General features: G+C 39.7%; 16 protein-coding genes. 11 read left to right on the forward strand and 5 right to left on the reverse strand.

Annotation, left to right across the window (positions count from 1 at the left end):
• Nucleotides 1-127: 127 nt before the first annotated feature.
• Nucleotides 128-727: a TIGR00730 family Rossman fold protein gene (locus tag ACG9ZB_RS04840; RefSeq protein ID WP_419324495.1), complete on the forward strand. Its 600-nt coding sequence runs from the start codon at nt 128-130 to the stop codon at nt 725-727.
• Complete coding sequence (locus ACG9ZB_RS04845) at nt 724-1,128, forward strand: NUDIX hydrolase (RefSeq protein ID WP_419324497.1); 405 nt, start codon at nt 724-726, stop codon at nt 1,126-1,128. The genes ACG9ZB_RS04840 and ACG9ZB_RS04845 overlap by 4 nt, the downstream gene beginning before the upstream one ends.
• On the opposite strand, the gene ACG9ZB_RS04850 is transcribed toward ACG9ZB_RS04845, so the two are convergent.
• Entirely contained in the window at nt 1,129-1,776 is a 648-nt protein-coding gene (locus tag ACG9ZB_RS04850) for a ComF family protein (protein WP_419324499.1), read from the reverse strand.
• A complete protein-coding gene (recG, locus tag ACG9ZB_RS04855) occupies nt 1,763-3,808 on the reverse strand; it encodes an ATP-dependent DNA helicase RecG (protein WP_419324501.1) in 2,046 nt (681 codons plus the stop codon). The genes ACG9ZB_RS04850 and recG overlap by 14 nt, the downstream gene beginning before the upstream one ends.
• Nucleotides 3,809-3,841: 33 nt before the next feature.
• On the opposite strand from recG, the gene ACG9ZB_RS04860 reads away from it, so the two are divergent.
• The 4 genes from ACG9ZB_RS04860 to ACG9ZB_RS04875 all read left to right on the forward strand — a co-directional run bounded on the left by ACG9ZB_RS04860 (nt 3,842) and on the right by ACG9ZB_RS04875 (nt 6,057).
• On the forward strand, nt 3,842-4,657 hold the full coding sequence (locus ACG9ZB_RS04860) for an NAD-dependent epimerase/dehydratase family protein (protein ID WP_419324503.1): 816 nt from the start codon (nt 3,842-3,844) through the stop codon (nt 4,655-4,657).
• Nucleotides 4,658-4,862: 205 nt separating this feature from the next.
• Nucleotides 4,863-5,387, forward strand: coding sequence for a hypothetical protein (locus ACG9ZB_RS04865; RefSeq protein WP_419324505.1), 525 nt, complete (start codon nt 4,863-4,865; stop codon nt 5,385-5,387).
• Nucleotides 5,388-5,479: 92 nt separating this feature from the next.
• A complete protein-coding gene (locus ACG9ZB_RS04870; RefSeq protein ID WP_004812233.1) occupies nt 5,480-5,728 on the forward strand; it encodes a type II toxin-antitoxin system HicA family toxin in 249 nt (82 codons plus the stop codon).
• Complete coding sequence (locus tag ACG9ZB_RS04875) at nt 5,725-6,057, forward strand: type II toxin-antitoxin system HicB family antitoxin (protein WP_151838552.1); 333 nt, start codon at nt 5,725-5,727, stop codon at nt 6,055-6,057. Before ACG9ZB_RS04870 ends, ACG9ZB_RS04875 begins: the two co-directional genes overlap by 4 nt.
• A 111-nt stretch (nt 6,058-6,168) precedes the next feature.
• Here the strand turns inward: ACG9ZB_RS04875 and arsH are convergent, their stop codons facing one another.
• Genes arsH through ACG9ZB_RS04890 form a run of 3 tightly spaced genes read right to left on the reverse strand, consistent with a single transcriptional unit; the run spans nt 6,169 to nt 8,238 of the window.
• Nucleotides 6,169-6,873 (reverse strand): arsenical resistance protein ArsH, encoded by a 705-nt coding sequence (gene arsH / locus ACG9ZB_RS04880; RefSeq protein WP_419324507.1) that lies wholly within the window; start codon nt 6,871-6,873, stop codon nt 6,169-6,171.
• A 5-nt stretch (nt 6,874-6,878) separates the two neighbouring features.
• Complete coding sequence (gene arsB, locus ACG9ZB_RS04885) at nt 6,879-7,919, reverse strand: ACR3 family arsenite efflux transporter (protein WP_419324509.1); 1,041 nt, start codon at nt 7,917-7,919, stop codon at nt 6,879-6,881.
• Between the two features lie 4 nt (nt 7,920-7,923).
• Nucleotides 7,924-8,238: an ArsR/SmtB family transcription factor gene (locus ACG9ZB_RS04890; protein WP_004781105.1), complete on the reverse strand. Its 315-nt coding sequence runs from the start codon at nt 8,236-8,238 to the stop codon at nt 7,924-7,926.
• 82 nt (nt 8,239-8,320) lie between these two features.
• Between ACG9ZB_RS04890 and arsC the strand changes: the two genes are divergently transcribed.
• The 5 genes from arsC (at nt 8,321) to ACG9ZB_RS04915 (ending at nt 10,534) form a co-directional block, all read left to right on the forward strand.
• Nucleotides 8,321-8,749 (forward strand): arsenate reductase (glutaredoxin), encoded by a 429-nt coding sequence (gene arsC / locus ACG9ZB_RS04895; RefSeq protein ID WP_004647748.1) that lies wholly within the window; start codon nt 8,321-8,323, stop codon nt 8,747-8,749.
• Between the two features lie 244 nt (nt 8,750-8,993).
• Nucleotides 8,994-9,281: a BrnT family toxin gene (locus tag ACG9ZB_RS04900; RefSeq protein ID WP_071852193.1), complete on the forward strand. Its 288-nt coding sequence runs from the start codon at nt 8,994-8,996 to the stop codon at nt 9,279-9,281.
• Entirely contained in the window at nt 9,268-9,582 is a 315-nt protein-coding gene (locus ACG9ZB_RS04905; protein ID WP_419324512.1) for a BrnA antitoxin family protein, read from the forward strand. The genes ACG9ZB_RS04900 and ACG9ZB_RS04905 overlap by 14 nt, the downstream gene beginning before the upstream one ends.
• Before the next feature lie 92 nt (nt 9,583-9,674).
• Complete coding sequence (locus tag ACG9ZB_RS04910; RefSeq protein ID WP_071852195.1) at nt 9,675-9,899, forward strand: hypothetical protein; 225 nt, start codon at nt 9,675-9,677, stop codon at nt 9,897-9,899.
• Nucleotides 9,900-9,931: 32 nt separating this feature from the next.
• Nucleotides 9,932-10,534, forward strand: a complete 603-nt coding sequence (locus ACG9ZB_RS04915; RefSeq protein ID WP_071852196.1) for a hypothetical protein — start codon at nt 9,932-9,934, stop codon at nt 10,532-10,534.
• The last annotated feature ends 170 nt before the right edge of the window (nt 10,535-10,704 follow it).

A 10,704-nucleotide genomic window follows, 5' to 3' on the forward strand; every position in this document is an offset into this window, starting at 1 on the left:
TGGTTGAAGTGGATGGGTGTATTTTAGACAAGGATTGCAATAAAAACACTGATCGAATGATTAAATTGCTAAAAAATATCCATTCATTTTAGTGAAGTTGCATGACAATTAAATATCAGAGTAAAAAATGACAAATTCAATTGCGATCTTTTGTGGTTCCGCATTAGGTTCAGATCAAATCTTTTCCGAAACAGCACGTCAGGTTGGACACACCATTGCAGAACAAGGCAAAACCTTGGTCTATGGCGGTGGTCGTTCGGGCTTAATGGGTATTGTGGCAGACAGTGCTTTAGAGGCAGGTGGCCAAGTGATTGGCGTGATTCCACACGTGCTGGTGGATCGTGAGTTGGCACATCAAGGCCTCACCGAGTTACATGTCGTCAAAGACATGCAAGAGCGTAAACTGAAAATGTCAGCCTTGTCGGATGGATTTATTGCAATGCCTGGCGGTGCAGGGACTTTAGAAGAAATCTTTGAACAATGGACGTGGGCGCAGCTCGGTATTCATCTTAAGCCGAATGCCTTTTTAAATGTAAATGGCTTTTATGATGATTTAATCAAGTTTCTAAAAATGACAACCAGCAAAGGCTTTACCCATGCGCGTTTTACCGACAGCCTGATTGTATCGGATTCGGTGACAGCAATTTTAAAGCAGATGGATCAGTTCCAAGCACCTGAACCGAAATGGGGCATGGTTGATCCTGAGTTGTTGGATATTAAAGCATGAAGGTGATTACGGTCGCTGCGGCTATTATTCTGAATGAACGGCAGCAGCTTTTATTGGTGCGTAAGCAGAACACCGCGTGTTTTATGCAAGTGGGTGGTAAGCTTGAGCCCAATGAAGCACCTGAGCAAACTATGCTGCGTGAGATTCGGGAGGAAATTGGAAGTGATGCGACGATTGAACAGTTTGTTGGTCGTTTTGAAACAGCCACCGCTAATGAACCTGATTTTAAATTGGTCAGCTATGTTTACCATGTTCAGCTTCAGCAAGCGCCACAAATTGCGGCTGAAATTGCAGAAATGAAGTGGGTCAGTTTGAATGATCAACAGACTGCACTTGCACCGCTGACCACTGAGGTGGTCATGCCATGGGTACGTGAACATTTGATGATTGACGTAGTCTAATTATTCAAGTGCATAGGCAATACACGCGGCGCTGACTTTATGACAACCCAATTGTTCAAGCTGTAAAGTCAGTGCCTGAATCGAGCTACCTGTGGTCACGACATCATCCAAAATCAAAACACGTCGGTAAAGTTTTACGTACTGACGTTGCTGTGGATCGATTTTAAACTGTTGATGAATTTGATCTAAGCGTTCCAGTCGACTGAGTCCTTTTTGCGAATGTTGATGCAGTCGTATCACAGGCTGCCAAATGGGAACATTTAACTGCTTGGCTAAGTCTTTGGCGAGGATCATTGATTGGTTATAGCCACGTTCCGCTAAACGTTGGGTTGAAATCGGCATTGGGACAATTGCTTGCACTTTCGGTAAGCAAATTTGCTGAAGAATGCCTGACAGTAGAGGCTGCCAATGCAGTTGCTGTTCATATTTGAACTGCTGAATTAGATGATCTAAAGGATATTGATACGGTCCTGCGACATGAATACTCAGTTCTTGTTTTTCAACGGTCTGTGGATGCAGTGGGAGTTGTTGCCAGCAGTCCAAACAGACCGAGTGCAGATCTGCGCGTACAATGCCACACAAGTGGCAAGGCTGTACTTTGTGTAGCAACTGTTTGGCTGTGTGCAGTAAATGACTAAACATAGGCATAGCGTGGTGCTTCAGGTAGCCAGCGTTTCAGTAAGGCTTCAGCATTTCTAGGATAGTCTCTTAAAATCTGCGCTGCGACAAAATGGGCTTGATTGAGCAAATGATCATCACGCTCTAGTTTGGCCACGCGGAAGCCCATATCGCCTGTTTGTTTGGTACCGAGCAATTCACCGGGACCGCGGATTTCCAGATCTTTTTCGGCAATTAAAAAACCATCATTGGTTTCACGCATGATGCGTAGGCGTTCTTGTCCATTTTGAGACAGTGGGCTTTTATATAGCAGGGCGCAAAAGCTAGCCTTGGCGCCTCGACCAACACGGCCACGTAATTGGTGTAATTGAGAGAGTCCTAAACGTTCTGCATTTTCAATCACCATGATCGAGGCATTTGGTACATCGACTCCCACTTCAATCACTGTGGTCGCAATCAAGAGTTGTAATTCATTGGCTTTAAACTGTTGCATCACGGCTTGTTTTTCGTCTGCTTTCATTTTGCCATGTACAAGGCCAATGTTGAGCTCGGGGAAGCGGTCTTTAATTTCTAAATACGTCGCTTCAGCAGCTTGAGCATCTAAGGTTTCAGACTCTTCAACTAAGGTGCAGACCCAGTAAGCTTGTTTGCCTTCTAGGCAGTTACTTGCAATACGCTGTAGGACTTCTTCTCGACGGTCAAGTGGAATGGTTACAGTTTGAATCGGCGTTCGTCCGGGTGGAAGTTCATCAATCACGGACGTGTCCAAGTCTCCATATGCGGACATGGCTAAAGTTCGTGGAATAGGGGTTGCGGTCATGACCAATTGATGTGGGGTCATATTCTGCGCACCTTTATTGCGTAGGGCTAAGCGCTGATCGACCCCGAAGCGGTGCTGCTCATCAATAATGACTAATCCAAGTTTGGCAAAGCGGACATTGTCTTGAAACAGGGCGTGTGTACCCACCACCAGATGCGCTGTGCCATCAACTATGGCTTGTTCGGCTGCGGCACGGGCTTTGCCTTTTTGTTTACCTGAAAGCCAAGACACACTGAGTCCCAAAGGCTCAAACCATTTTTTAAAGTTGAGATAATGTTGTTCCGCCAAAATTTCAGTCGGTGCCATTAATGCTACTTGCCAACCTTCTTCTAAGACATGGCAGGCTGCGACGCCTGCGACCAAGGTTTTGCCTGCACCGACATCGCCTTGAACCAAACGTAACATCGGTTTATTGAGTTTTAAGTCTTTTACAATTTCTTTGGAGACACGCTTTTGTGCATTGGTCATTTCAAAAGGCAGACTGTTGAGCAGTTGTTTGGCAAACTGACGACTGGCAGAAATACGTGGTGCTTCAATCTGTTGGATATAGGCACGACGGCTTAATAGACTGACCTGATGCGCAACCAACTCTTCAAAAATCAGTCGTTGTTGGGCAGGGTGTGAGCCTTGGCTCAGTTGCAGCATATTGGCATCGACTGGAGGATGATGGATGTAATCCAACGCTTGTTTAAGTGCATAGCCATTGGTAAATTTTGCGGGTAGCAGTTCAGGTAAATCATCACTGTGCTTGGCTAAAGCCTGTTTGATATATTCACGAAACTTCGGTTGAGTCAGCCCTTCTGTACTGGGGTAAATCGCAGTCAGTTGAGTTTGTGGAAGGGGCGTATGCTCTGTAATGAGTTGAATTTCGGGGTGATACATTTCCAGACCACGCGCGCCCACACGGACTTCACCAAAAATACGCAGACGGTTGCCAACCTTTGCGCGATCCGTTAAGCCTTTATAAATATGGTAAAAGCGCAAAGTCACTTTGCCAAAGTCGTCTTGCAGTCCAATCGCCATCGATTTACGTTTACCCGGCGGAAAGTCCACGCCTTGAATTGTGCCTTCGAGTAGGTAGCTACGCCCAACCGTCAATTGGTTCATGGGGATGATCGTGCTACGATCTTCATAGTCTCGTGGCAGATGAAACAGCAGATCATCTGTAGTGAAGAGATTCAACTTTTCAAGTAGTGCAGCAGAGGCAGCTCCGACCCCCTGCAACTGATGGACTGCAGCCATGTCCCCTCAACTTTGTCTGTGATTTGGTGCTAAATGCATATTTTATTTATAGGTTATGGTAAAACATCTCAGCGCGTTGCTAAACAGTTATTTCAGCAAGGCCACCAAATTACCACAATTAGCCGAAGTCCGAAATCAGATGATTGGGCTGAGCATTTAATTCAAGATATTCATCAGCTGGATTTGTCTCAAGTCGCACCGATTGATGCTGTGTATGTCTTACTCTCGCCTGAGGGCATTACGGTGGAATCGTATCAGCGAACTTTTGTAGACTCGATTGCACCCATGCTACAAGCCTTAGAAAGTCATCCTTTAAAAAAAGTGATCGTGGTTTCTTCCACACGTGTTTATGGTGAAAGTAAGGGCGAGCGAATTGATGATGATACTTGTCCCCAGCCGAGTGATGCACAAGGACAGGTGTTATTAAACATGGAAACTTTGTGGCAACAGGCTTATCCATCTGAATGTGTGATTGTGCGTCCAACAGGCATTTATGGAACCTCAGTTACGCGTATGATTAAACTTGCAGAAACCACAAAATCTTATCCAAAACTGCATTGGTCGAACCGAATTCATATTGAGGATCTGGTTGCTTTTCTAGCACACTTGCTTCACGTGGAACATACTGAAAAGTCTTACATTTGCAGCAATAGCCAACCATTGCCTTTACATGAAATCATTCAATGGTTTCAACAGCAGTTAGGATTTCCAGCTTTGGTTTTGGAGAGTGATGTGCCATCAGGTAAGCAAATTTATGCTTCACGTATGCAGCAGATGAATTTTGAATTACAGCATCCACATTGCTTTGATGATTATTTGGCGTTGTTAGCAAAGGGTGAGTCAAAATAATTTTTTACTTTCACTCATAAAAAATGTGAAACGTAGCTGAAAAATGACTATGGAGCGTGAAGAATCATAATAAATCCGTTCTATTGCCCTGAACTCTAGAACGGGTTTAACTAAAATTTTGATACTTATAAGAATATTTCAAGCATTTCGTATAAGGCGTATTATGTTAATTTTAGAAAAACTTTAAAGCATTTAAACGAAATATATGAACTTAATTTCAGCAATTTTATTAAAGGAACATCCTATTAGTGGATGTATTCAAGATGGAAGCGGGAACCCTAAACCGTTTCCAATTCTTGCTATTGATGGGATTCCATTAAATATATGGATAGATAACAATACCAATATCATTGAAGAGACAAATACTCTTGTTCCAGCACAAGGATGGTTATATGACTTTGAAAACAATCTGTCTTTAAGTAATGCCTGGAAACTTCTAAAACCTGAAGTTTCTGAATATGGTGCTGTCTCGACAGTCGTACCAATTTTAATTTGTCCTGATGATTTAGACCTTGTGTGCAACGTAATTATGGTTGAACAAGTTACTACAGAAACAGAGGTCACATGGATCAGATTTGGACGAAGCTGGAATCATACAAACGATCTAGTTACATCAGTAATTTGGGAAAAGCCCTTTGCATCTCCTGTCTTAACATTCAAATTGAGTAATTTTGAAGAAGCATACAATAATTTAAAAAGCTTAGATAAAGTCTGGAATGGGGTTATTTAACATAATGGCGGCTATATGAAATGCAACTAAATTTAGTTGCATTTTTTAATTTAAAGGGACTATACTTAGTCGTAACTGAGTAGGGCTAAAATATGGGTAAAACGGAAAAGTTATTGGAAAAATTTGGAAATTCAAAAAATACTTTTCCATATAAAGATTTAGTCGTTTTACTGAGCCAGCTCGGCTATGAAAAATTTGAAATGGCAGGCTCTCGTGTTCGGTTTTTTAATGAAAAAACTGAACATATGATTTTACTGCATAGACCACACCCTGAAAATGAAATCAAAGGTGGGGCATTGAAAGCTGTAAAACAGGCACTCAAGCAGGAGGGATTTTTATGAGCTATTTAAAGTACAAAGGTTATCTCGGAACAATTGAGCCTGATCTTGAAACAGGTGAGTTATTTGGAAAACTTGCTTTTATTCGTGATCTTATTACCTATGAAGCGGAAACTTTAAAAGCCCTTGAGAAAGCTTTTCAGGAATCTGTAGACGGCTATTTAGAATCATGTGCTGAACTAGGAAAATCTCCTGATCAACCATTCAAAGGCACTTTTAATGTCCGTATTAGCCCTGAATTGCACCGTAAGGCGGTTTTAGCATCAAGTAATTCTCTAAATTCCTTTGTCAGTGATGCGATTCAAGAAAAGTTAATGCGTTTAGGTGCGTAATTTATTGAAGCCTAGGCTACTACCTAAAAATTGAAAAACTCAGCAAAAATGGGAGCTTAAAGCTCCCATTTTTAGTTTCCTATAAGGTGTATTATGTTAATTTTAGGAAATCTAAATACTCTTCTGATTCACACGTTTTGAAAGCTCTTCTGCACTTTCTACACGTTCAGAGTAACGATCAGTTAGATATGCTGATTGCCCCCTGGTTAAAAGTGTAAATTTATAAAGCTCTTCCATTACATCTACAATCCTACGGTAATAAGAAGAAGGTTTCATACGACCATCTTCCTCAAACTCAAGAAATGCTTTAGGAACTGATGACTGGTTTGGTATTGTGATCATACGCATCCAACGCCCTAAAATACGTAATTGATTTACAGCATTAAAGGATTGCGAACCTCCACACACTTGCATTACAGCTAAGGTTTTACCTTGCGTGGCACGTATTGCTCCTGCTGCTAATGGAATCCAATCAATTTGAGCTTTCAATATCGAACTCATTGAGCCATGACGCTCGGGAGAGCACCAAACCATGCCCTCTGACCACGCTAAGAGTTCATGTAGTTCTTTAACCTTTGAATGTTGCATATCACCATCTTCAGGGAGAGGTAGTCCTTTTGGATGGAAGATTTTCACCTCCGCACCAAAATATTCAAGGATTCGACCAGCTTCCTGAACAGCTAAACGGCTATATGATCTCTCACGATTTGAGCCATACAGAAGCAGTATTCTTGGAGGATGTTCAAGGTTCTTTGCCTGAATTTTTTCTAAAGTCGGTTTTTCTAAAAGACTAAGATCAATATTTGGTAAGTTCATTAGATTCATACCTCTTTAAACACTTTTTTTCTAAGCCATAGCGAAACTGTCACTAAGGCAATCAATACAGGTACTTCAACCAATGGGCCAATCACGGTGGTGAAGGCGACAGGAGAAGCTAATCCAAAAGTGGCAATCGCTACAGCCAGTGCTAACTCAAAATTGTTGCCTGCCGCTGTAAAGGAAATAGCAGTCGTTTTAGGGTAATCGTTACCCATCCACTTACTCATAAAGAAGCTGATGAAGAACATTGCAACAAAATAGATCGTCAAAGGAATAGCGATTCTAAGCACGTCTAGAGGAAGGCTAATCACTTCACCACCTTTAAGACTGAACATTGCTACAATCGTGAATAAAAGCGCAATAAGGCTGATTGGGCTAATCTTTGGAATAAACTTAGTTTGATACCAATCCAAACCTTTCTGTTTGACTAAAATGAGCCGGGTTAAAAAACCAAGTAAGAATGGAATACCTAGATAAACCAGAACAGCATGGGTAATGGTCCAAAAGCTTACATCAATGATTTGTGCTTCTATCCCAAAGAATGGCGGTAAGAAGGTCAAGAACAACCAAGCATAAGTACTAAAGAACAAGATCTGGAAGATACTGTTAAACGCAACCAAGGCAGCAACATATTGATTATCCCCACATGCCAAACCATTCCAGACGAGGACCATCGCAATACATCGAGCTAAGCCTATGAGAATTAGGCCAGTCATATATTCAGGATAGGCATGCAGAAAAATAATGGCCAAGCCAAACATTAAGCAAGGTGCAATGACCCAGTTCTGAATAAGAGATAATGTAAGGGTACGCTTATCCTCAAAGACTTTAGGCAAGGTTGCATAGTCAACTTTGGCAAGTGGTGGATACATCATCAAAATAAGCCCTATTGCGATAGGGATATTCACTGAATTAATGCTTAATTGATCTAATACAACAGATGTTTGAGGGAAAAACACGCCAATACCTACGCCTAATGCCATGGCAATGAAAATCCATAGCGTTAGGTTTCGATCTAAGAATGAGAGCTTTGATGCGGACATTGAATTACTCGCATTGCATAGAGATAGATAAGTTGCTCGTAGATTTATTTAATACTTCAGCATTCAAAACACTGAACACTGCATTTACCCATTCTGGTAAATCAGGATTTAATCGGTAATACACCCATTGTCCCTTGCGCTCATCTAGCAAAATTGAAAGGTTACGAAGTAAAGCCAAATGACGAGAAATTTTAGGTTGGCTCAGTTGTAATATTTCTGTGATTTCACAAACACATACATTTTGTCTTTCTAAAATAATTTTTAAAATATCTAGACGTGTCGGGTCAGATAGGCATTTAAAGAAATCTGCTTGATCCATAATCTATACTCCAATATATGCTATTGCGAATATACGCATATCAATATATAAATGCAATATTATGAAGTCCTGAGTAAGTCCAATGTCATCAAAAGTTAAGATCTATCATAATCCAGCGTGCGGAACATCAAGAAATACACTGGCGCTAATTCGAAATACCGGAGAAGAACCTGAAGTTATTGAGTATCTTCTCAACCCTCCAAGTAAAAGTGAACTCATTAATTTAATTGAGAAATCAGGTCTTTCTGTACGTGAAGCTATTCGCAAAAACGTGGAACCTTTTGAAACGCTCAAGTTGGATCAGCAACACTGGACAGATGAGCAGCTTATTCAGTTTATGCTGGAGTATCCAATTTTAATTAACCGTCCATTTGTTGTGACTGAACTGGGGGTAAAACTATGTAGACCATCTGAACTCGTTTTAGATATTTTGTCTGCGCCTCAATTAGGAGCTTTTACCAAAGAAGATGGTGAAATAATCATCGATGAAAATGGTAAGCGGATTAAATAAATCCGCCTCATTTAACATAATGGGCGTTATACGAAACGCATATAAAAATAGTTTTATATTTCAAAAAGTTATGTTATAAAAAATCGGGGACGCAAACCCGAAAAGCCGACTTGGAAACAAGTCGGCTTTTTTATGAGCAGTTTTGATAGTTCTTGCCAATAAATTTGACTAAAAATTACGCTTTTCAACTTGAGTGATACAATTTTGTGATACATTATTGTATATACAAATTTGAATGTTTTTTATGGAACAGTATTTCGAATGGGATGAGGCAAAGAATCGAAAGAATCAGAAAAAACATGATGTCTCTTTCGAAACTGCAAGCCTTATTTTTGAAGATCCATTACGGATCTCAATCCAAGACAGACATACCGATGGTGAAGAACGTTGGCAGACCATTGGAAAAGTGAAAGGCGTACTAATGCTCTTAGTAGCTCATACCATCTTTGATGAAGATGACTGTGAAATCATACGAATCATTAGTGCAAGACAGGTAACTAAAGCAGAGCGAGATAAATATGAGCATGGTTAGATACTCACGCAAAGAACTGAATGAAAAATTCAGCGACAAGCAAGATGCTGAAATTGAACGCTTGCTTGCTAAGGGAACAATTCCTGACGATCAGCTAGATCTATCAGATATTCCTGAAATTACCGACTGGAGTAATACTGTACGCCACAATCAATTCTATCGTCCAGTGAAGCAACAAACATCTATTCGTTTAGATGCTGACGTACTTGCATGGTTCAAAGCACAAGGTAAAGGTTATCAGACACGCATGAATGAAATCTTGCGGGATGCCATGCTAAAAGAATTAAAAAATCATCAGTAAAAATGGGAGATTAAGCTCCCATTTTTTATTACAAAATTCATAAAATTTGATAGAATAGAAAAATTATTTGATTAAATTTTATAGAGTTTTTTATGAAAAAAACAATTATCGGGGCATTAGCTGTTTCAACACTTTTAATTTCTGCATGTAGTACATCACAACCTATGTGGAGAAAAGCTGGAATTACTCCACATGATGCTAATAGTGCTTTAGCAAAATGTCGCTATGACATAGGTTTAGCTAAAGTAAATCAAAATGAAAAAGCTGAAATGATACAAGATTGTATGATGGCACAAGGTTTTAGATACACCTATTAATCTCTATAAAATCCAAATAAATAGGTTTATTAATGAAAAAGTTAATAGGTTTTGCAGCCATAGCTGTTTTTTGTACAAATTCTTTAGCAGAAATCCCTGTAAAAAATAATAGTATTCCTTTCAATAAGCTGCCTATAGAGATTAAAGAAGTAGTTCAAAGTGAGTATATAGATACCTGCCAAGGCATATCTGAAGATGAAGAAATGCAAGTTAAAAATCCTAAAATCACTTTCAATAAAGGGTTTTTAGTAAATATAGATTTTAATAATGATGGCTTAAAAGACTATATTATCCGATCTTCAGACGTTACCTGTGAAGGTGCTTACTCAATTTTCACTGGAAACAGTGATGGCTTTATAGATATCTACTTTCAAAATGAAGCAGGTAAATATGATCATGTTCTTAACTATTGGTTAGGTCGTGAAGGATTGGAGCTTAAAAAAATAAAAGATGGCTATCGTTTTACTTCTGAATATAACGACAGTTATTTAGCGTGGGATAAATCTATAAATAAGTTTATTTCATATTATGGCCCTGAAAAAAGAAAAGATATTTTAGATATAAATGATGAAAACTCTACAACTAGCCAAACTTCTACAGAGAAAGGTGAAGTTCTAAGACAAGCTTTTCAATAATCTAGAAATATTCAAAGACGCCTTTACATAGGCGTCTTTTTATTTAACATAAAATCTCTTATACGAAATATATTTGTTAGAAACCATTTAAAGTGTCTGTATTCTCACCAATAAAAATGTCTGGTCTATGATGCGCATCAACATCATGGACTGGATATGAATCGAGATGC

It is taken from the genome of Acinetobacter johnsonii (assembly GCF_048551975.1).
Classification (GTDB): domain Bacteria; phylum Pseudomonadota; class Gammaproteobacteria; order Pseudomonadales; family Moraxellaceae; genus Acinetobacter; species Acinetobacter johnsonii_A.